The 21454-nt window shown below is 64.4% G+C and carries 21 protein-coding genes; 7 read left to right on the plus strand and 14 right to left on the minus strand.

Going from position 1 to position 21454, the window contains the following annotated elements:
- Positions 1-2: 2 nt before the first annotated feature.
- From tadA to M3A49_RS02475, 4 genes are all read right to left on the minus strand, one after another.
- Positions 3-596 (minus strand): tRNA adenosine(34) deaminase TadA, encoded by a 594-nt coding sequence (gene tadA / locus M3A49_RS02460; protein WP_266227520.1) that lies wholly within the window; start codon positions 594-596, stop codon positions 3-5.
- Between the two features lie 98 nt (positions 597-694).
- Complete coding sequence (locus M3A49_RS02465; RefSeq protein ID WP_266227364.1) at positions 695-1105, minus strand: DnaJ family domain-containing protein; 411 nt, start codon at positions 1103-1105, stop codon at positions 695-697.
- A gap of 297 nt (positions 1106-1402) precedes the next feature.
- The gene (locus tag M3A49_RS02470; protein WP_266227365.1) at positions 1403-2599 is read right to left on the minus strand and encodes an amino acid aminotransferase; all 1197 of its coding nucleotides are present in this window, start codon (positions 2597-2599) and stop codon (positions 1403-1405) included.
- Positions 2600-2642: 43 nt separating this feature from the next.
- A complete protein-coding gene (locus M3A49_RS02475) occupies positions 2643-4037 on the minus strand; it encodes an amino acid permease (RefSeq protein ID WP_266227366.1) in 1395 nt (464 codons plus the stop codon).
- Positions 4038-4291: 254 nt separating this feature from the next.
- On the opposite strand from M3A49_RS02475, the gene M3A49_RS02480 reads away from it, so the two are divergent.
- The 4 genes from M3A49_RS02480 to M3A49_RS02495 all read left to right on the plus strand — a co-directional run bounded on the left by M3A49_RS02480 (position 4292) and on the right by M3A49_RS02495 (position 8047).
- Positions 4292-4765, plus strand: a complete 474-nt coding sequence (locus M3A49_RS02480; RefSeq protein WP_028204035.1) for an Lrp/AsnC family transcriptional regulator — start codon at positions 4292-4294, stop codon at positions 4763-4765.
- A 209-nt stretch (positions 4766-4974) separates the two neighbouring features.
- The gene (locus tag M3A49_RS02485; RefSeq protein ID WP_254352740.1) at positions 4975-5715 is read left to right on the plus strand and encodes an ATP-binding cassette domain-containing protein; all 741 of its coding nucleotides are present in this window, start codon (positions 4975-4977) and stop codon (positions 5713-5715) included.
- Positions 5716-5873: 158 nt separating this feature from the next.
- Positions 5874-6869, plus strand: a complete 996-nt coding sequence (locus M3A49_RS02490; RefSeq protein ID WP_254352741.1) for an ABC transporter permease — start codon at positions 5874-5876, stop codon at positions 6867-6869.
- 185 nt (positions 6870-7054) lie between these two features.
- Positions 7055-8047 carry a sugar-binding protein gene (locus M3A49_RS02495; RefSeq protein WP_266227367.1) on the plus strand — a complete coding sequence of 331 codons (993 nt, stop codon included), beginning with the start codon at positions 7055-7057 and terminating at the stop codon, positions 8045-8047.
- Positions 8048-8111: 64 nt separating this feature from the next.
- Here the strand turns inward: M3A49_RS02495 and M3A49_RS02500 are convergent, their stop codons facing one another.
- From M3A49_RS02500 to guaB, 4 genes are all read right to left on the minus strand, one after another.
- Complete coding sequence (locus M3A49_RS02500; RefSeq protein WP_266227368.1) at positions 8112-8441, minus strand: type II toxin-antitoxin system VapC family toxin; 330 nt, start codon at positions 8439-8441, stop codon at positions 8112-8114.
- 89 nt (positions 8442-8530) lie between these two features.
- Positions 8531-10114: a glutamine-hydrolyzing GMP synthase gene (gene guaA / locus M3A49_RS02505; protein WP_133181242.1), complete on the minus strand. Its 1584-nt coding sequence runs from the start codon at positions 10112-10114 to the stop codon at positions 8531-8533.
- Between the two features lie 179 nt (positions 10115-10293).
- Positions 10294-11022 (minus strand): hypothetical protein, encoded by a 729-nt coding sequence (locus M3A49_RS02510; RefSeq protein ID WP_266227369.1) that lies wholly within the window; start codon positions 11020-11022, stop codon positions 10294-10296.
- Positions 11023-11028: 6 nt separating this feature from the next.
- Entirely contained in the window at positions 11029-12489 is a 1461-nt protein-coding gene (guaB, locus tag M3A49_RS02515) for an IMP dehydrogenase (protein ID WP_069265633.1), read from the minus strand.
- 269 nt (positions 12490-12758) lie between these two features.
- On the opposite strand from guaB, the gene M3A49_RS02520 reads away from it, so the two are divergent.
- Entirely contained in the window at positions 12759-13811 is a 1053-nt protein-coding gene (locus M3A49_RS02520; protein ID WP_266227370.1) for a DMT family transporter, read from the plus strand.
- 96 nt (positions 13812-13907) lie between these two features.
- On the opposite strand, the gene M3A49_RS02525 is transcribed toward M3A49_RS02520, so the two are convergent.
- Positions 13908-14240: an RnfH family protein gene (locus M3A49_RS02525; RefSeq protein ID WP_266227371.1), complete on the minus strand. Its 333-nt coding sequence runs from the start codon at positions 14238-14240 to the stop codon at positions 13908-13910.
- The gene (locus tag M3A49_RS02530; protein ID WP_254352748.1) at positions 14237-14674 is read right to left on the minus strand and encodes a type II toxin-antitoxin system RatA family toxin; all 438 of its coding nucleotides are present in this window, start codon (positions 14672-14674) and stop codon (positions 14237-14239) included. The genes M3A49_RS02525 and M3A49_RS02530 overlap by 4 nt, the downstream gene beginning before the upstream one ends.
- Before the next feature lie 102 nt (positions 14675-14776).
- Here M3A49_RS02530 and smpB point away from each other — a divergent pair, with 102 nt between their 5' ends.
- Positions 14777-15223: an SsrA-binding protein SmpB gene (gene smpB / locus M3A49_RS02535; protein ID WP_028204044.1), complete on the plus strand. Its 447-nt coding sequence runs from the start codon at positions 14777-14779 to the stop codon at positions 15221-15223.
- Between the two features lie 72 nt (positions 15224-15295).
- Here the strand turns inward: smpB and M3A49_RS02540 are convergent, their stop codons facing one another.
- From M3A49_RS02540 to ppsA, 3 genes are all read right to left on the minus strand, one after another.
- Positions 15296-16255: an SPFH domain-containing protein gene (locus M3A49_RS02540; protein WP_254352749.1), complete on the minus strand. Its 960-nt coding sequence runs from the start codon at positions 16253-16255 to the stop codon at positions 15296-15298.
- 56 nt (positions 16256-16311) lie between these two features.
- Positions 16312-16797, minus strand: coding sequence for an NfeD family protein (locus tag M3A49_RS02545; RefSeq protein ID WP_266227372.1), 486 nt, complete (start codon positions 16795-16797; stop codon positions 16312-16314).
- A 143-nt stretch (positions 16798-16940) separates the two neighbouring features.
- Positions 16941-19340 carry a phosphoenolpyruvate synthase gene (gene ppsA / locus M3A49_RS02550; RefSeq protein ID WP_266227373.1) on the minus strand — a complete coding sequence of 800 codons (2400 nt, stop codon included), beginning with the start codon at positions 19338-19340 and terminating at the stop codon, positions 16941-16943.
- Between the two features lie 400 nt (positions 19341-19740).
- Between ppsA and M3A49_RS02555 the strand changes: the two genes are divergently transcribed.
- Positions 19741-20556 (plus strand): pyruvate, water dikinase regulatory protein, encoded by an 816-nt coding sequence (locus M3A49_RS02555; protein ID WP_028204047.1) that lies wholly within the window; start codon positions 19741-19743, stop codon positions 20554-20556.
- A 63-nt stretch (positions 20557-20619) separates the two neighbouring features.
- Here the strand turns inward: M3A49_RS02555 and M3A49_RS02560 are convergent, their stop codons facing one another.
- Entirely contained in the window at positions 20620-21405 is a 786-nt protein-coding gene (locus M3A49_RS02560; protein ID WP_266227374.1) for a TrmH family RNA methyltransferase, read from the minus strand.
- Positions 21406-21454: the final 49 nt, after the last annotated feature.

Genomic DNA, 21454 nt, shown 5'->3' on the forward strand with positions numbered 1-21454 from the left:
ATTCAACCCGCGGGTTCGGCCGGACCGGCACCGCCAGTCCCTTCCTGCGCTTGCTCAGCCTGTTCCAGAGCCGTGCGACGCGCTTCCCGGCTCGCACGCCGGCGATCGGCGAAGAACGCGCGCAGCGCCTCGCCGCACTCGTCCGCCAGCACGCCACCGGACACGCTCGTGTGATGATTCAGTTGCTCGTTGGCGAAGGCGTCGACGACGCTGCCGCACGCGCCGGTTTTCGGGTCATGCGCGCCGAACACCACACGTGCGATGCGCGCGTGCATGATCGCGCCGGCGCACATCAGGCACGGTTCAAGGGTCACATAGAGTTCGCAGCCGGGCAAGCGGTAGTTTCCCAGCGCGTGCGCGCCCGCGCGCAAGACCGCCATTTCGGCGTGCGCGGAGGGATCGTGCGCGCCGATCGGGTGATTGAAGCCCGAGGCGATCACTTCGTCACCGCGCACAAGCACCGCGCCCACGGGCACTTCACCGGCGGCGCGCGCCTCTTCGGCGGCGGCCTGCGCGAGGCGCATGAAATGCCGGTCGCGCTCGGAGACGGGATCGGGTTGGACGTCGGATTGAGGCGCGGCCGCGGACGCCGTCATGAGGGGATCGGCGGGAACCGATCTGGCAGGCAAACCGGCAGCCGGGTGCGCCTCTTCGTGTTCGCCGCCGGGGGCGTCTGGCTGGACGGGACTGCCCGTCACGCGGCCTCCGCCGGGAGCCCCGGGAGGCCGGGCTCGCCCGCTGCGCGTTCGGACAAACGCTCCGCGATGCGGCGGCGATATTCGTGCGGCACGACCATCGGTCCGCCGCGCAAGGATTCGAGCGCCATGTCGAGCGCCAGCATGCGCGCGCGCAGACGGCATTGCGCGGCCTTGTCGCCCACCGTGGCGAGCGCTTCATCGAGGTCGCGCAAGGCCCGCAGCTGTTCGACTGCGGGCGGCACGAAGCCCGCGTTCTTCAGGATGCGGTGGGCTATGCGCACTTCTTCGGGCACGAGCAGGTCGTCGTCGAGCGTCTGCGGCGCACCGGCGCCGGGCAGGTCGTCGAAGTCGCCGCGCGCGGCCGCGGCGGCAATCCGTTGTTCGACGAGGGCATCAAGCAATTTCATCAGCAATCCACTACGTTGCGGCTCACGCATTCTATCAGGGTGAGACCTGGAAGACCGTGCGCGGCTGGCATGTGTGCCATCTACCCCCTGCAGCTTGACAGACTGGCGGTTTATGCGGGATGAATCGGCATGGACGGCGAATCCTGCAATCGTCAGATGGCAGGCGGCGTTGCCGGTGGATGCGGCACCGGCGCGCAGTTCTGGGGCTAGATGCGAAAACGCCGCTGGTGTGTCCGGCTCATACCGGCACACCAGCGGCGCTAGAAGGATATCGGGGCACTCAGCCCCGCCCTTCCCTTAGTCCTTCATTACCTTGCCGACCGCGTCGACCACCACGCTCACGTTTTTCTCGTTCAGGCCTGCCACACACATGCGGCCCGAGCGCAGGACATACACGCCGAACTCCTCTTTCAGGCGCTCGACCTGCTTCTCGCTCAAGCCCGTGTACGTGAACATGCCGCGCTGCTTTACGTAGCGAGCGAGCGCCGCTTCGCTCGCATGCGCGCTCAGGCCGTCGTGAATCGCCACGCGCATGCGCGCAATGCGCTCGCCCATCGCCGTCAGCTCCTGCTCCCACGACGCCTTCAGTTCCGGCGTGCTCAAGACACGAGTGACGATCTTCGCGCCGTGAGTCGGCGGATTGCTGTAGTTCGCGCGCACCGAGCCCGTGAGCTGGCCGAGCACACGGTCGGCGGCCGCCGCATCTTCGCAGATCACGTGCAGGCCGCCGCAGCGTTCGCCGTAGAGCGAGAAGTTCTTCGAGAACGAATTCGCCACGAGCGCCGGCGCACCGCGGCGCGCAAGCTCGCGCACCGCGAACGCGTCATCCTCGAGGCCCGCGCCGAAGCCCTGATACGCCATATCGACGAACGGCAGCAGGTCGCGCTTTTGCAGCACGTCGATCAGTTGCTCCCATTGCGCGCGATCCAGATCGACGCCCGTCGGGTTATGGCAGCACGCGTGCAGCAGCACGACGCTCTTCGCCGGCAGCGCGTCGATGGCCGAGAGCATCGCTTCGAACTTCAGGCCGCCCGTCACCTCGTCGTAGTACGGGTACGTGTTCACCGTGAAGCCCGCGCGCTCGAAGATGAAACGATGGTTCTCCCACGTCGGATCGCTCACCCACACCTGGCTGGTCGCAAAGTAGCGCTTGATAAAATCGGCGCCCACCTTGAGCGCGCCCGAGCCGCCCAGCGTCTGCACGGTCGCGATGCGGCCGGCCGCGCGCGACGGGCAGTCGGCGCCGAACACCAGTGCCTGCACGGCGTCGCGATACTGCGCGAAACCGGCCATCGGCAGATACGGCTTCGGACCCGGCTCCTCGAGAATCGCCGCCTCGGCCGCGTGTACGGCCTTCATGACGGGCAGACGGCCTTCGTCGTCGAAGTAGATGCCAATGCTCAGATTGACCTTGTTCTGACGCGGGTCCTTCTGGAAGTTCTCGTTGAGCGAGAGGATCGGGTCGCCGGGGTAGGCATCGATGTGTTCGAACATGCTGTTTAACTCTCTGGACGAAATTCGGGACGAATATCAGCGCTTACGGAGCCGGCACGCCGCGTTCCAGCGCCGGCGCCGACTTGCGACACCACAGGCGGTAGGCGAGCCCAAGCACGCCCAGCCAGACCGGAATCAGGTACACGGAAATGCGCAGATCCGGAATCAGATACATTACAACGAGAATGCCGCCGAGGAACGCGAGACACACGTAATTCGTCAGCGGATAGCCGAGGCTGCGGAACGTGGTCGTCTGACCCGCGCGCGCCTTCTCGCGGCGGAACTTCAGGTGAATCAGGCTGATCATCGCCCAGTTGATGATGAGCGCGGACACGACGAGCCCCATCAGCAGTTCGAACGCCTTGCCCGGCATGAAATAGTTGATGATCACGCAAGCGGCCGTGACGAACGCCGACACGCCGAGCGCCGCCAGCGGAATGCCACGCCGGCTCACCTTGAGCAGCGCCTTCGGCGCATTGCCCTGCTGCGCGAGGCCGTAGAGCATGCGGCTGTTGCAGTACACGCCGCTGTTGTAGACCGAGAGCGCCGCCGTCAGCACGACGAGATTAAGCACGTCGGCCACGAGGTCGCTGTTCATCGCGTGGAAGATCAGCACGAAGGGGCTGCCGCCGGCCACGACCTTCTGCCACGGGTAGAGCGAGAGCAGCACGCCGAGCGCGCCGATGTAGAAAATCAGGATGCGGTAGATCACCTGATTCGTCGCGCGCGGAATGCTATGCGAGGGATCATCGGCCTCTGCCGCGGTGATGCCGACCAGCTCCAGCCCACCGAACGAGAACATCACGACCGCCATGGCCATGACGAGACCCGAGACGCCGTGCGGGAAGAAGCCGCCATTGCGCCAGAGGTTCGACACGCTCGCCTCGGGACCGGCCGAGCCCGAAAACAGCAGCCAGCCGCCGAAGGCGATCATGCCGACAATCGCGAGCACCTTGATGATGGCGAACCAGAATTCGAGCTCGCCGTACGACTTCACACTCGTGAGGTTGATGGCGTTGATGACCACGAAGAACACGAGCGCCGAGACCCACGTGGGCAAAGTCGGCCACCAGTAGTGCATGTAGATGCCGACCGCCGAAAGCTCGGCCATGCTCACGAGGATGTAGAGCACCCAGTAGTTCCAGCCGGAGAGAAAGCCCGCGAACGGGCCGAAATACTTGTCGGCGAAATAGCTGAACGAACCGGCGACGGGCTCGTCCACGACCATCTCTCCCAGTTGCCGCATGATGAAGAACGCAATGATGCCGGCGATGCCGTAGCCGAGCAGCACCGAAGGGCCGGCGGTCTGAATCGTCTGCGCAATGCCGAGGAACAGGCCCGTGCCGATCGCCCCGCCCAGCGCAATGAGCTGGATGTGGCGATTCTTGAGGCCGCGTTTTAGCTGGCCGCGATTTTCACGCGTGTCGTTTGAAACCATGTCTCTTCCTGTCTCCGACTTATCTGCGCGGGGCCAAAGCATCCGGGTGGGACGCCGGCTCCGCTTCACGAAATAAAATTGCGCGCACAACGTTCTGCGCGGGCGCGCTGCCAAGCTTGGGGGTATTGGCCGCCAGCCCGATCGGGTGCGCCCAGTGTATAGTTGGCGCGGAAAAATATGATTTCATCTCGTACGCAGGCAAACCCTGATTGATACAATTCCCTCTCGCCTTAAACCCATCTCACGCAAGATAAATGCAGAATCTCGCGCTCGATACGATCGACATGCGGCTTCTCGCCGCACTGCAGGAGCACGGCCGCGCTTCGAACCTCGAACTCGCGGCCGCGATCAAGCTCTCGCCCGCGCAGACACTCAGGCGTCACCGGCGGCTCGAGGAGCTCGGCGTGATCCGGCGCTACGAGACACGCCTCGACGCGCAGGCGCTCGGCTTCGGCGTGGTCGCCTTCATTCAGGTAACGATGGAGCGCGGGCACATGCGCGAGCTCATCAAGTTCAAGGAGCTCGTCGCGACGTTGCCGCAGGTGCAGGAGTGCTACTCCGTGACTGGCGATATCGACTACGTTCTGAAGGTGGTGGCGCGCGATCTCAAAGCGCTTTCCGAGTTCCTGCTCGATACGCTGATGCGCGCCCCCGGCGTGAACAGTGTGCAGTCGATCGTCTGCCTCGATGAACTCAAGGGGACGAGCGCGATGCCGCTGGAAGCCTGAGACAAGCGCGCCAGGTCCGCCTGGCGGGGTTTTTCGGCGAAAATGCAATTTTATCTCATCGGCGGCCTGCTAGCGGCGCAGCAGGACCGGCTGATGAAATAGTCTTGCTAAAAGGCCCATCGTGCTCTAAAAAACATGCTAGTTAGCATGTCTACTGGCCACCCTGGACACTGCAACGGGCGGCTTCACAAGCGCGAGCGCGACAGTCCATGAGTCTTCTTGAGCTCAGAGGCGTTTCCAGGCACTTCGGCGCTATTCAGGCGCTGACCGACGTGACGTTGAGCCTGGAACCCGGCCAGGTGGTCGGACTGATGGGCGACAACGGGGCCGGAAAATCCACGCTGGTAAAGGTCATCGCCGGCAACTTCCCGCCCTCCCATGGCGAAGTTCTCATCGACGGCAAGCCCGTTCATTTCGGCAGACCCGTGGACGCCCGCGCCAAGGGCATCGAGGTCGTGTATCAGGACCTCGCGCTCTGCGACAACCTCACGGCGGCGGCCAACGTCTTTCTCGGGCGCGAGCCGCGCATCGGCATATGGCCCTTTCGCGTGCTCGATCACGCGGCCATGTACCGGCGCGCCGCCGAGCTTTTCAAGGAACTGAAGTCCGAAACGCGCCCGCGCGATCTCGTCCGCCAGATGTCGGGCGGCCAGCGGCAGGCCGTGGCGATTGCGCGCACGCGACTGTCCGAGGCGCGGCTCGTGCTCATGGACGAACCCACCGCCGCGATCAGCGTGCGCCAGGTAGTGCAGGTGCTCGACCTCATCAAACGCCTGTCCGAACACGGTATTGCCGTCATTCTCATCAGTCACCGCATGCCTGACGTTTTCGAAGTCGCCCACCGCGTGGTCGTCATGCGGCGCGGGCGCATGGTTGCGGACAAGCAGATCGAAGCCTCTTCGCCGGAGGAAGTCACCGGCCTGATCACCGGAGCCATCGCCGCCGCCTGAAGATGCCCGCGCGCGATTGCGTTGCATGAGGCCGCACTAAGCGCTGAAGCGCCAAGTGCTGCCGACAGCTTTGCATGGGGCAGCACTAAGCGCTGAAGCGCTAAGTGCTGCCGACAGGAGACCCGAAATTGAACGATGCGCCGCAAAGGCCAAACCCGATGCCGACTTTGCTTGACGACCCCCAATCCGCGAAGACCCACACGCGCTGGAGCGGACTGCTCGCGAGCCAGGTGTTCTGGGTGGTGCTGGCGACGCTCGCTGCCTGCGTCCTGCTCTCGTTCGTTACCTCGACGTTCGCCACGCCGCAAAACCTCTTCAACGTCACGCGCAACTTCGCCTTCGTCGCCATTGTCGCGCTGGGGATGATGGCCATCATCGTCACGGGCGGGATCGACATTTCGGTCGGCTCGACGATTGGCCTGAGCGGCATCGTGCTTTCCGTCACGATGAACGCGGGCTACCCGATCTGGGCCGGCATCGGCCTCGGGCTGCTCACTGCGGGGCTGGTCGGCCTCATGAACGGCCTGCTCATCGCATATCTCAACATGCAGCCGTTCGTCGTGACGCTCGGCATGCTGAGCGTAGGCCGCAGCCTCGCGCTCGTGATCTCCGGAAGCCGGACCATCTTCGAATTCGGACCCGACGGGCACAAGCTCCTCGTGCTCGGCGGCGGCAAAACGCTCGGCGTGGCCAATCCCGTGTGGTTTCTGATTGTCCTCGGCGTGCTGTTCTGGTTCGCCTTCGCCTTCACGCGCTGGGGCCGCTATGTCTTCGCGGTCGGCGGCAACCGTCATGCGGCAAATCTCACGGGCGTGCCGGTGCGGCGGGTGATCTGCTCGGTGTATGTGCTGGGCGGCCTGATGGCAGGCGTCGCGGCCATTCTCGAAGTGGGCTGGCTCGGCGCGGTGACCACCGGCCTCGGCACCGGCGACGAACTCCGCGTGATCGCCGCCACGGTGATCGGCGGCACCAATCTCGCGGGCGGCGTGGGCAGCGCGTTCGGCACGATCGTCGGCGCCGCGCTCATCGAGGTGATCCGCAACAGCCTGATCCTGCTCGGCGTGGACTCGTTCTGGCAGGGCACGGTCGTGGGCGGCTTCATCATCATCGCCGTGCTGTTCAACCGGCTCGGCGGCGAGCGGCAAGAAGACTGAACGGATTTCAGGGAGGCGCGGCCGGACTGCACGCGGAACCGCCGGACGTGAGCCATCACAAGAAACGCGACTCGTTGCGCGAGGTTCCGCAGAAAGCCCAAGGCACGGGCGCGGGCTTTCCTTGCGATGACGAAAACTGTACGAGACACGCGCGCCGTACAACCGGCGCCGCACAGGAGGAAACCATGAAGAAAGCGTGGATGTATCTCGCTGCGATCGGGGGGCTCGCCATGCTGGCCTCTTCCGCCTACGCAGCCGACAAGACCCTCGCGCTGGTCGTGAAGGGCCTCGACAATCCGTACTTCGACCTCATGCACCAAGGCTGCGACCGGGCCAACAAGGAGCTCAGCAAACAGGGTTACAACTGCTACTACACCGGCCCCGCGACAGCCGCGGACGAAAGCGCCGAAGTGCAGATCGTCGACGACCTGCTGACCAAGGGCGTCGCGGCGATTGCGATTTCGCCGTCGAACGCGCCGGCCATTGCCGAAGTGATCCGCCGCCGCAACGCGAAGATCCCGATCATCACCGCGGACGCCGATCTGTTGCCGAAGGACCAGTCGTTGCGCAAGTCGTATGTGGGCACCGACAACTACGAGCTGGGCGTAAAGCTCGGCGAGCAGTTGAAGACGCTGATGCCCAAGGGCGGCAACATCTGCCTCGTGATGGGCAACCCCGCGGCCGAGAACATCAACCAGCGCGCCCAGGGCACGCGCGACGTGCTCTCGGGCAAGAAAGGCATCAAGAAGCTGGCGGGCGAAAACAACTGGCACGAGATCAGCGCCTGCCCGCTCTACGTGAACGACGACGCCGCGAAAGCGAACCAGATGATGCAGGACACGCTCACCGCGAACGCCAGCACGCTGCAGGCGTTCGTGTTCGAGGGCGGTTGGCCGCTCTTCGCACCCGAGGCGTACTCGCAGGTCGTCGCGCCGATCATGGACAAGATCAACAGCGGCCAGTTCGTGATCGTCTCAGCCGATACGCTCGGACCGGAGCTGCAGGCCCTCAAGGATCACAAGGTCAATGCGCTGGTCGGGCAGCGGCCTGAGGAAATGGGCTATCAGGCGGCGATGGTGATGCGCGACCTGGCGGAAGGGAAAACGGTGAAACCCATCGTTCACACGGGCCTCGACGTATGCACCTGGAAGAACGCGGATACGTGCCTGAAGCATTGAGCGCATCATTCTGCGCAAGCCGGGCCTTGGATAGCCCGGCTTGCGACGCTTGCCTTACCGTGCACTAGGCCTTGTACGGCACGCGGATGCCCGGCTCGTCGGCCGGAAAGTCCTTCGTGTTGCGCGACACTAGCAGCAGCGAGTGAACCTGAGCAGTCGCCCAGACGATCGCGTCGCGCAGACGCACCTTCTTGGTCCTGCGGATCGTGACGGCGCGGTCTGCAATGCGGTGGTCGAGGTCGAGCACATCGAACGATGCCAGCCAGCCGCGAATCGCCGCCTCGTCGTCCGGCTGCGCGCCGACCATGACCTCCATCCACGTGATCGTGCTGATCGCGCGATATTCGTAACGCGCCAGTTCCTTTTTCGCCTGAAGCCTGCCGCTGAGGTACAACCGGCACGCACCAGAAGCAAAGAAACCCGCGCCGGCACAATGTGCCGGACGCGGGTTTTTTGCATCGCCAGCAGGCTAGCGGGAGAACCTCACTCCCACTCGATCGTCGCGGGCGGCTTGCCCGAGATGTCGTACACCACACGGTTGATGCCGCGCACTTCATTGATGATGCGGTTCGACACGTGGCCCAGCAGTTCGTGCGGCAGGTGCGCCCAGTGCGCCGTCATGAAGTCGAGCGTCTGCACCGCGCGCAGCGCAACGACATACTCGTAGGTGCGGCCATCGCCCATCACGCCCACGCTCTTCACCGGCAGGAACACGGCGAACGCCTGGCTCGTGAGCTCGTACCACGACTTGCCGGTTTCCTTGTCGATCGTGTTGCGCAGCGTCTCGATGAAGATCGCATCGGCACGACGCAGCAGATCCGCAAAATCGCGCTTCACTTCGCCGAGAATGCGCACGCCAAGGCCCGGGCCCGGGAACGGATGGCGATAGACCATTTCGTGCGGCAGGCCGAGCTTCACGCCCAGTTCGCGCACTTCGTCCTTGAAGAGTTCGCGCAGCGGTTCGAGCAGCTTGAGGTTGAGCGTTTCCGGCAGGCCGCCCACGTTGTGGTGGCTCTTGATCGTGTGCGCGGCCTTCTTGCCCTTGCCTGCCGACTCGATGACGTCCGGATAGATCGTGCCTTGCGCGAGCCATTTGGCATCGGTGAGCTTGCCCGCTTCCGTCTGGAACACTTCGACGAACTCCGCGCCGATGATCTTGCGCTTCGCTTCCGGATCGGTCACGCCCGCGAGCTTCGACATGAACGCTTCGCTCGCGTCGACGTGGATCACCTTCACGCCGAGGTTGTCGGCGAACATCGACATCACCTGCTCGGCTTCGTTCAGACGCAGCAGGCCGTGATCGACGAACACGCAGGTCAACTGGTCGCCAATCGCACGATGCAGCAGCGCCGCCGCGACCGACGAATCCACGCCGCCCGAGAGGCCGAGAATCACGTGCTCGTTGCCCACCTGCTTGCGGATCGTCTCGACGGCTTCGTCGATGTAGTGGCCCATCTCCCAGTCGGCCTTCGCGCCGCAGATGCCGAGCACGAAGCGCTCGAGCATCGCGCGGCCCTGCACTGTGTGCGTGACTTCCGGGTGCCATTGCAGGCCGTAGAAGTGGCGCGCTTCGTCGGCCATGGCCGCGATCGGGCACGATTCCGTCGATGCCATCAGCTGGAAGCCCGCCGGCATTTCCGTGACCTTGTCGCCGTGGCTCATCCACACCTTGAGCATGCCGTGGCCTTCGCTCGTGCGGAAGTCTTCGATGCCTTCGAGGAAGCTCGTGTGGTTGCGCGCGCGCACTTCGGCGTAGCCGAATTCGCGCAGGTGCCCGCCGTCCACCTTACCGCCGAGCTGCTCGGCCATCGTCTGCATGCCGTAGCAAATGCCGAGAACCGGCACGCCCAGTTCGAAAACGGCTTGCGGCGCGCGCGGCGTGTCGGTGTCGGTGACCGAATTCGGGCCGCCGGAGAGGATGATGCCCTTCGGCGCGAATTCGCGCACGAACGCGTCGTCCACATCGTACGGATGGATTTCCGAATAAACGTGGGCTTCGCGCACGCGGCGAGCGATGAGCTGGGTGACTTGCGAGCCGAAGTCGAGGATCAGGATTTTGTCGTGCATGGCTGCGGACGAGACCTAAAAAAGAACGGATACATAAAGCCGCGCGACAGTTCAAACGCGCGCAGCGTGAATTCATCAGGACCGGAGCCCCGCGCTACGGCGGCACCGGGTGGCGCAAGTTCGGGTGTGCTTCGGGCGCACTGCGTCTGCTGTTTCGGAGGCCGGGTTTGCGCGCGGCCTCAGCCACGCAGCGGCGGCCTCGGTGCGTCGGCCGCTTCGTCGCGAGCCGCCTGGCGCGCCTCTTGAGCTTGCGCCGGGCTGGCAGGCGGCGGCGTAAGCGGCGACGGACGGGGCGTAACCGGCGGGACCGCCGCGGGCGTCACGGTCGGGACTTCGACCACGGGCTCGACCGGCGCTGCGGGCCGGTTCGGCTCACGCGCACCGCCCCACGCCGTTCGCGCAGGACCGGGCTTCGCGTACGTCACCGGCTCCTCCCGCCGCGCCTTGGCGGCCTTGCGAGCCTCGCGTGCTTCGCGCCGCTGCGCGGCGGCTTCGGCCGGCGTAGTTCTTTCGCGCTTGCGCACCAAACCCGCCAGCCGCGCACCGCCCAACCCCAGGACGATCAGCCAGACGCCCACCGCGCCAGCCACCAACTGGCCGAAGCCCGTGAGTTGCGGACTACGCACGCCGATCAGCCAGACCAGCATCAGCACGCCCGCAATCCAGTTGACGTGCCCCACGGTGCGGCCCACGGGCACCGTCATCTCCCCGTGGAAGGCCGCGCGCAGCGCGAGCCACGCGAAACCCAGCAGCACCAGACCGAAAGCCTGCCCAACGAGCGCCGGCTGCGTTTGCACCAGTTGCAACGCGTTGTAGACCAGGGTCCAGGGCGTGAGAACGAACAGCACGCCGAACCCCAGCAACGTCAACGCATCGACAATCAGCAGCACGCGCAGCAGCGGCTTCATCGAGGTTTAGTCCACGTGATAGTTGGGCGCTTCCTTCGTGATCTGCACGTCGTGCACGTGCGACTCGTGCAGGCCGGCGCCGGTAATCTGCACGAACTCCGCCTTCGCATGCAGGTCTTCGATCGTACGGCAGCCGCAGTAGCCCATCGAGGCGCGCACGCCGCCGATCAGCTGGAACAGGATGGCGTTGATGGGACCCTTGTAGGCGACACGGCCTTCGATGCCTTCCGGCACGAGCTTGTCGATGTTCGCCGAGTTGTCCTGGAAGTAGCGGTCTGCGGCGCCGTCCTTCATCGCGCCGACCGAGCCCATGCCGCGATACGACTTGTACTGGCGGCCCTGGTACAGGAACACGTCGCCCGGCGACTCTTCGGTGCCCGCGAACATGCTGCCCATCATCACGGCGTTCGCGCCGGCGGCCAGCGCCTTCGAAACGTCGCCCGAGTAGCGCACGCCGCCGTCGGCGATGCATGGCACGCCCGTGCCCTTGAGCGCTTCCGAGACATTGGAGATCGCGCTGATCTGCGGCACGCCCACGCCGGCCACGATACGCGTCGTGCAGATCGAGCCCGGACCGATGCCGACCTTCACGCCGTCCGCGCCGTACTCGACAAGCGCGCGCGCCGCGTCGGCCGTGGCGATGTTGCCGCCGATCACTTCGACATGCGGGAAGTTCTTCTTGACCCAGCGAACGCGCTCGAGCACGCCCTTGCTATGGCCGTGCGCCGTATCCACGACGATCACGTCCACGCCGGCTTGCACCAGCAGCTCGACGCGCTCTTCGTTGTCGGGACCGACGCCGACTGCCGCGCCCGCGCGCAGCTTGCCGTGCTCGTCCTTACAGGCAGCCGGGTGCTCGGTCTGCTTGGTGATGTCCTTGACGGTCATGAGACCGCGCAGCTCGAACGCGTCGTTTATGACCAGCACGCGCTCGAGGCGGTGGCTGTGCATGAGCGCCTTGGCTTCGACGAGCGGCGTGCCTTCCTTGACGGTGACGAGGCGCTCGCGCGGTGTCATGATCGAGCGCACCGGCTCATCCAGACGCGTTTCGAAACGCAGGTCGCGGTTCGTGACGATGCCGACGAGTTGCGCACCTTCCACGACCGGGAAACCCGAAATGCCATGCTGCTGCGAGAGCGCGATGACGTCGGCGACCTTCATTTGCGGCGGAACCGTGATCGGATCGCGCACGACGCCCGACTCGAAGCGCTTCACCTTCGCGACCTCGCGCGCCTGCTCGGCCGGCGTGAGGTTCTTGTGGACGATGCCGACGCCACCCTGCTGCGCCATGGCGATTGCCAGACGGCCTTCCGTGACGGTATCCATAGCGGCCGACACGAGCGGAATGTTCAGGGAGATATTGCGGGTCAGCCGGGTCTTCAGGCTGGTGTCGCGCGGGAGAACGTCGGAAAAGGCGGGGACGAGGAGCACGTCATCGAACGTGAGTGCTTTCTGGATCAGACGCATGGCAAATCCTATAGGCGCAAAAGCAGATTATACGCGATAGCGCCCTGGAAATCATCAGCGCTAACAGTAGCTTAGCGCCGTTTTCGGGATTATTTCCACGCTCCGGCCCTGCCGGCGAGAGCCGTGCGGGCGCGGCTCGCCTCCGACCCGAATATCGGGCGCACGATGCAGGATTGAACAAGACGGGTGCGCACGCCTCCAGTTATGCTTCGGGCCGTCCCGTCAAAACGGCCCGCCTGGGCCGCCCGAAGTTTCTGGAGGCAATCCAAATGCAGCGTGGTGTGTTGTACGGCGTGCTCGCCGGCGCGTTATGGGGAACGGTGTTCGTCGTACCCCGGCAACTGGCAGAGTTCTCGCCATTGCTCCTGAGCGCGGGCCGCTACGCGATGTATGGGCTCGTCTCGCTCGCCGCGCTCGTGCCCATGCTGCGCCGCGTCTGGCCGCGCATGACACGCGCCGATCTCGTCGCGCTCGTGAAACTCGCGCTCGTGGGCAACGTGCTTTATTACCTGTTTCTCGCAAGCGCGATTCATCTGGTGGGCATCGCGCCGGCCTCGCTGATCGTCGGCGTGCTGCCCGTCACAGTCACGCTGCTCGGCCGCCGCGACCATGGCGCCGTGCCGCTTTCGCGTCTGGCCTGGCCGCTTGCGATGATCGCGGCCGGCATCGTCTGCATCAACGTGGACGTGTTCACCGGCGCCAGCGAGGCAGGCGGTGCGAGCGTCTTCACGCGCATTGCGGGCATTGGCTGCGCCGTCGGCGCGCTCGTCTGCTGGACCTGGTTCGCGGTCGAGAACGCGCGTTATCTGCAGCGCAATGCGCATTTCAGCGGCAACGAGTGGTCGGTGCTCTGGGGCGTGGTCACGGGCGCGCTCGGCGGCCTGCTCTGGCTCGGTATCCTCGTCGTGCCGTCGCACTGGGTGCAGGAAACCGTGGCCGCCGGCCGCTGGACCACGTTCTGGCAGTTGAATCTGGTGCTCGCGATCGGCGCGTCATGGCTCGGCAACGGCCTCTGGAACGCGGCCGCCAAGCGCTTGCCGCTCACGCTCTCGGGCCAGATGATCGTGTTCGAGACGCTGTTCGCCCTGCTCTACGGCTTTATCTACGATCACCGGCTGCCGCGCGGGCTGGAAATCGCCGCGATCGTGCTGCTGGTGGCGGGCGTGAGCCGGTCGGTGCGTCAGCACTCGGGCGGCCCCGAAGATACCGCGCACGGCGACGGCATCGTGCCGGACGGCGATCTGCCGGGCATCGGCAACGAAAGCCGCCTCGCGCAACCCGACGCCGACGCGAAGCGAAACGGCCGCACGACCACCGCCTGAGCGCACCGGGCCGCAAGAAGCCGAATGGGCGAGACAGCGCAAGCTGTCCCGCCCATTACGTTTGTGCGGCAAATCCGTGGCAACCCGGCTCGAGCCCTAGCGCGAGTCCTTGGGCAACCACTTGCGCCCTTCGATCGAGCCTTCCTTGCGGGTCTTGTCGACACGGCGCTGGCGCGCCATCTTGGGATCGACGATCAGCGGCCGATAGATCTCCACGCGGTCGTGGTCGGCGAGCACAGTGTCGAGCGGCTTGAGCTTGCCGTACACGCCCACCTTGAGCTGCGCCAGATCGATCTCGGGATGGCGCGCGAGAATGCCGCTCGCATCAATGGCCTGCTGGACGGTCGCGCCCGCGGGCAGTTCGATGCTGATGAGCGTCTGCGCATCCGGCAGCGCGTAGCAGACGTCGATGGAGAGATTCGCGCTCATGGCTTGCCGTAGCGCTGGTCGGCGCGCTTCACAAAGGAGTCGACGAAGGTGTTCGCGATGTGATGGAACACTGGCCCGATGAGCTTCTCGAGAATGATGTTTGAAAACTCGTAATGCAGCGCAAACTCGATCTTGCAGGCGTCGGCGCGCAGCGGCGTGAAACGCCAGTAGCCCGTGAACTTGCGAAACGGGCCATCGGCGAATTCCATGTCGATGCGCTCGGGCCGCTTTTGCGAGTTGCGCGTGGCGAAGTGTTGCTTGATGCCCTTGAAGTTGATGTCGATCTTCGCCTCCATACCGCTGTCGTCCTGACGGCGAATCTCGATGCCGCCGCACCACGGCAGGAAGTTGGGATAGTCGGCGACGTCGGTGACGAGGTCGAACATTTGTTCCGCCGAATGGCGAATCAACACGGTTTTCTGGACATCCGCCATAAATTGCGCAATGCGTGGCTAGGGTGAAAGCGCTACGGGCTTTCGGAAGCCCGCTTTGCTAAAATCGCAATTTTAAACGAGTTGGGCCGATCCCATTTTCCTATGAGCATCATCGACAACAGAAAAGCGTTCTTCGATTACTTCATCGAAGAGCGCCACGAGGCTGGGCTCGTGCTGGAAGGATGGGAAGTCAAGGCCATGCGCGCCGGGCGAGCCAACATCAAGGAAAGCTACGTCATGATCAAGGACGGCGAGCTCTACCTGATCGGCACGCACATCAGCCCGCTGCCCGAGGCCTCGACGCACATCCAGCCCGATCCCACGCGCATCCGCAAACTGCTCCTGAAGCGCGAAGAAATCGACAAGCTGATCGGCAAAGTGGAGCAGCGCGGCTTCACGCTCGTGCCGCTGAACTTTCACTACAAGGGCGGCCGCGTGAAGTGCGAGATCGGCCTCGCCAAGGGCAAGAAGCTGCACGACAAGCGCGAAACCGAGAAGAAGCGCGACTGGGAGCGCGAAAAGGCGCGCCTGATGCGCTCGCCCACCTGATTCTTCCTCAAGCCTTCAGATGGAGAACGGGCCGCTCACGCAGCCCGCTGTCATGTTCGGCGGCCTGAGCGCTTATGCGCCCTTCGTCGCCCCAGCCCCGCTGATCTGCCCCTCGCGCAGGCCCGCCCGGTTCACGATCGTCAGCGCCGAAGCGATCATCGTGCTCAGGTCGCCCATGTTGCCCGGCACGATCAGCGTATTGCCCTGCTTCGCCAGATTGGCGAAGGCATTCACGTATTGTTCGGCGACCTTGAGATTGACGGCATCCATCCCGCCCTGCGCCTGGATCGAGTTGCCGACCTTCTGGATGGCCTGCGCGTTCGCCTCGGCCACCGCGAGAATGGCGGCCGCCTGACCCTGCGCCTGGTTGATCGCCGCCTGACGCTCGCCTTCCGACTTCTGGATCGCCGCCTCGCGCGCACCGGCGGCCAGGTTGATCTGTTCCTGCTTGCGGCCTTCCGAGGCCGCGATGAGTGCGCGCTTTTCCCGCTCGGCGGTGATCTGCGCCTGCATGGCGTGGAGGATTTCCTTCGGCGGCGTGAGATCCTTGATTTCGTAGCGCAACACCTTGACGCCCCAGTTCGATGCGGCTTCATCGAGCGCCGACACGACGCTATGGTTGATGAAGTCGCGTTCCTCGAAGGTCTTGTCGAGTTCGAGCTTGCCGATCACCGAGCGCAGCGTGGTCTGCGAAAGCTGCGTAATTGCGAACACGAAATTGCTCGAGCCGTACGACGCCTTCATCGGATCGGTCACCTGGAAGTACAGCACGCCATCCACCTGAAGCTGCGTGTTGTCGCGCGTGATGCAGACCTGGCTCGGCACGTCGAGCGGAATCTCCTTGAGCACGTGCTTGTAGGCCACGCGATCCACGAACGGCAGCACGATCGTCAACCCCGGCGTGAGCGTGGCGTGGTAGCGCCCAAGCCGTTCGAGCACCCAGGCATGCTGTTGCGGCACGATCTTGATGGTCTGCGCGATCAGCACGACGACGATCACGAGCAGAATCAGGCCGACGACTGGGACTTGCATACGGGACCTCCGTTCGCTTCTGTGTGGTGTGTTGGTGTGATTCTGAATTCGGCCCGTCACGCATGGCGTGCGTCGTCGCGAGCGGTGCCGGGCGCACTGGCTTCGCGCCGCTCGCGCTTGGCCGCGACGACGAGGCAACTGCCACGCACTGCCTTGATTTCATAGAGAGGCGCATCTTCGGGCTCGCCGGGCGCGAGTTCGACGTCCCATTCGGCGCCGCGATACATCGTGCGCGCGCGACCGTCGCGCCATGCGACGACAGCCAGTGTCGCGCCAATATCGAGGTTCACACCCGGATCGGTCGAGGCGTCGGTCATGCGCCGGCGGCGGCCAAAGCGCGAGCGCCGCAGCGTAACCACGGCCGCGAGCCCGACCACCGCCGCGACGATCAGCTGCACGTCGAGCGGCGCGCCAAGCTCATAGCTGAGCGCGCCGGCGAGCAAGCCGAGCGCGATCATCAAGAGGTAAAACGTGCCGGTCATCAGCTCGGCGACGATGAGCACGCCAGCGGCAATCCACCAGAACAATCCATGCGGACCCACGACGACCTCCCAAAGTAAAACACCCCGGATAGACCGGGGTGTTATAGCACGAAGCTGACACTTTTTTCCGCACCGTGCAACGACGCACGGGAAGCTGCATCATGCTCCGCATGTGCCGAAGACTTACGCCCCCGGCACCGCGCTTACTTCGACTGCGACTTCGCCAGCTGCTGCCACGTCTCGACAACCGAATCCGGGTTCAGCGAGATCGAAGCGATGCCCTCTTCCGCGAGCCACTGTGCGAAGTCCGGGTGGTCGGAGGGGCCCTGACCGCAGATGCCGACATACTTGTTCAGACGGCGGCAGGTTTCGATCGCGCGCTTGAGCATGAACTTGACAGCCGGATCGCGCTCGTCGAAGTCGACGGCCAGCAGTTCCATGCCCGAGTCCCGGTCGAGGCCGAGCGTGAGCTGCGTGAGGTCGTTCGAGCCGATCGAGAAGCCGTCGAAGTACTGCAGGAACTCTTCGGCGAGAATGGCGTTCGACGGCACTTCGCACATCATGATCAGCTTGAGGTCGTTCACGCCGCGCTTCAGGCCGAACTTCTCGAGCAGGCCGACCACGCGCTCCGCCTGCTTGAGCGTACGCACGAACGGCACCATGATCTCGACGTTCGCGAGACCCATTTCTTCACGCACCCGCTTGAGCGCCAGGCACTCCATTTCGAACGCCTGCGCGAAGTCCTCGGCGATGTAACGCGACGCGCCGCGGAAACCCAGCATCGGGTTTTCTTCGTCCGGCTCGTAGCGCGAACCGCCGATCAGCTTCTTGTACTCGTTCGACTTGAAGTCCGACAGACGCACGATCACGGGCTTCGGATAGAACGCCGCCGCGATCGTGGCGATGCCTTCCGTGAGCTTGTCGACGTAGAACGCGCGCGGCGAGGCGTGGCCGCGTGCCACGCTTTCCACGGCCTTCTTCAGGTCCGCGTCGACATTCGGGTACTCGAGAATCGCCTTCGGGTGCACGCCGATGTTGTTGTTGATGATGAACTCGAGACGCGCGAGGCCAACACCCGCATTCGGCAGTTGCGAGAAGTCGAACGCGAGCTGCGGATTGCCCACGTTCATCATGATCTTGACCGGAATGGCCGGCAGATCGCCACGCTGCACTTCGCTGACTTCGGTTTCCAGCAGACCGTCGTAGATGCGGCCTTCGTCGCCTTCCGCGCACGAAACCGTCACGAGCGCGCCGTCCTTCAGCACGTCGGTCGCGTCGCCGCAGCCCACCACGGCCGGCACGCCCAGCTCACGCGCGATGATCGCCGCGTGGCAGGTACGGCCGCCACGGTTCGTGACGATCGCCGAAGCGCGCTTCATCACCGGCTCCCAGTTCGGGTCGGTCATGTCGGCGACGAGCACGTCGCCCGGCTGCACGCGTTCCATTTCGGACGGATCGTGAATCACCTTCACGCGGCCCGCGCCGATCTTCTGGCCGATCGCGCGGCCCGTTGCGAGCACCTGCGACTGGCCCTTGAGCTTGAAGCGCTGCTCGACCTTGCCGGCGGCCTGGCTCTTCACGGTCTCAGGACGCGCCTGGAGAATGAAGATCTTGCCGTCGAGGCCGTCCTTGCCCCACTCGATGTCCATCGGGCGCTGGTAATGCTTCTCGATGATGACGGCGTACCTGGCCAGCTCGATCACGTCTTCGTCGGTGATCGAGAAGCGGTTGCGCTGTTCGTGCGAGACGTCGACCGTCTTCACGCGGCCCGGCTCGCCCGGCTGCGTGAATTCCATCTTGATGAGCTTCGAGCCGATCGAGCGGCGGATGATCGGCGCCTTGCCTTGAGCGAGCGTGGTCTTGAAGACGTAGAACTCGTCCGGATTCACGGCGCCCTGCACGACCGTTTCGCCAAGGCCGTAGCTCGACGTAATGAAGACGGCGTCCTTGAAGCCCGATTCCGTGTCCAGCGTGAACATCACGCCTGCGGCGCCGCGGTCCGAACGGACCATGCGCTGCACGCCAGCCGACAGCGCGACTTCGGCGTGGGTAAAGCCCTTGTGGACGCGATAGGAAATGGCGCGGTCGTTGTAGAGCGACGCGAACACGTGCTTGAGGCGATCGAGCACGTCTTCGATGCCCACCACGTTGAGGTAGCTTTCCTGCTGACCGGCAAACGACGCGTCGGGCAAGTCTTCCGCCGTTGCCGACGAACGCACGGCGAACGAGAGCTCAGACGGCGAACCGTTCTGCAGCGTCTCGAAACCGGCGCGGATTTCCGCTTCGAGTTTCGGCTGCAGCGGCGCATCGATGATCCATTGACGGATCTCCTTGCCCGCTTCGGCCAGCGCCTTCACGTCGTCGACGTCGAACGTCTCCAGACGAGCGGCGATCCGTTCGGTCAGGTTGTTATGTTTCAGGAAGTCGCGGAAGGCGAGCGCGGTCGTCGCGAAGCCCGTGGGCACCCGCACGCCTGCCTCAGCCAACTGGCTGATCATCTCGCCGAGCGAGGCGTTCTTGCCGCCCACGATCTCGACATCGGTCATCCGCAACTGCTCGAAAGGCACTACATACGCCTGATCCTTGGCAACGGTGTTAGTCATACAAGCCCCTAAGTGTGAAAAAAATTCACGATTGCGCAAGTGGGCTCGAACGCGGTCCGCCATTGGAAGCGGATTCGCGTCTTGCGCAACCTGTTGGAGAAGCAATCGCTCACGGGGCGCGAACGAATTTCCATTCAATGGAAAAGCACGAAGATGCGCGCGAATCCATGGAGTTAGATGGAATCGCTGCAAATTGACACCAGAATGCACCGCGATAGGCGGCTGTTTGGCGCGGTTGCACTGCAATTGCTTATCCAACAGGTTGCCGTTATTCTACCGTGCCGACTCTGGAATTTGTGCCAGGCGGCGAGAATTGCCCCTCGGTCCCGCCGGACGGGGCTTTCCGGGCGCCCAAGCCTGTCCCGAGCGGCCCTGCAGCTCACGTACCCAGCCTCAACCGATGCCGCCTACCGTATTCATCGTCTCCGACGGTACCGGGATCACTGCCGAAACTTTCGCGCATTCGATCCTGTCGCAGTTCGACCAGAAATTCCGCCTCGTGCGCGTGCCCTTCGTCGATTCGTCCGAAAAGGCCTACTCGACCGCCGAGAAGATCAACGAAGCCGCCGTGCAGGAAGGGCGCCGCCCCATCGTGTTCACCACGCTCGTGGACAGCAACTCGAACGAGATCGTCAAGCGCGCGAATGCGCTCGTGATGGACATGTTCCAGACCTTCGTGGAGCCGCTCGAGCAGGAACTGGAGCTCAAGTCGAGCCACGCCATGGGCCGCGGCCACCAGAACGCCGACACCGACGAATACAAGAACCGTATCGAGGCGATCAACTTCTCGCTCGCGCACGACGACGGCCAGTCCGACCGCAATCTCGCCGACGCCGACGTGATCCTCGTGGGCGTGTCGCGCAGCGGCAAGACGCCGACGAGCCTGTATCTCGCGATGCAGTACGGTGTGAAGGCCGCGAACTACCCGCTCATCCCGGACGATTTCGAGCGCGGCAAGCTGCCGAACGCGTTGCTGTCGCATCGCACGAAGATATTCGGCCTCTCGATCGATCCACAGCGCCTGACCGAGATCCGCAACGAGCGGCGCCCAGGCAGCAAGTACGCCGCGCTGGAAAATTGCCGCTACGAGGTCAACGAAGCCGAAGCGATGATGCGGCGCGAAGGCATCAAGTGGCTCTCGTCGACGCACAAGTCGATCGAGGAAATCGCCACCACGATCCTGCAGGAAATCCGCATCGACAAGCCGTCGTATTGAAACGGCGCGCCTGAAACGAAAAAGCCCGCATCACGCGGGCTTTTTCGTTCGTGGGGGCGAACGTCAACGTAGGTGCCGCTGCTGCCGGCATTGCTCGAACACGCACACGGCCGCCGCTGCCGCGACGTTGAGCGACTCCATGCCGCCCGGCTGCGGAATCGTCACGCGCAGCGCGGCCGCGTCGCGCCATACCTGCGAGACGCCCGCCCCTTCGTTGCCGAACACCCACGCGACCTGACCCGTGAGATCGGCCTCGTCGATCGCCTGCGCGCCATGCGAATCGGTGATGACGACCGGCACGCCGAGCATCCCGACGAGCGCTTCGGCCTCCACGTTCTCGTAGACCTGCAAGAGGAAATGCGCACCCATCGCCGAGCGCAGCACCTTCGACGACCACACATAGGCCGTGCCCGGCGTGCAGAACACCTTGTCGATGCCCGCCGCCGCCGCGCTGCGCAGGATCGAGCCGACGTTGCCGGCGTCCTGCAGTCCGTCGAGCACGAGGCAAGTCGAGCCGACACGCTCGGGCAACTGCGCTTCAGGCATATCGACGAGCAGCAGCAGCCCCACGCCGTGCACGACGTTCGAGAGCTGCCCGAAGAGTGCATCGGGCAGTGTGATCACGCGGCGCTCGTCCACGCGGGCGACGATCGCCTGCGCTTCTTCATGCGCGAGCGCGCCTTCGGTCACGACGCAGTATTCGGGCTGCGTGCCGCCGCCGAGCCACGCGCTCGCGAGATGGAAGCCTTCGAGCAGGGCCTGATGACTGCGCCGCTGTTGATGCGTCGAGCCGGCGAGCGCCTTCAGGCGCTTGTAGAGCGGATTGTCGCGCGAGGTAATGGCTTTCACGGGCGGCTCTGGCGTGTCAAATGAGGATAGGGAGATAGAAAAACGGCGG

Source organism: Paraburkholderia sp. CNPSo 3076, from assembly GCF_026343935.1.
GTDB lineage: Bacteria > Pseudomonadota > Gammaproteobacteria > Burkholderiales > Burkholderiaceae > Paraburkholderia > Paraburkholderia nodosa.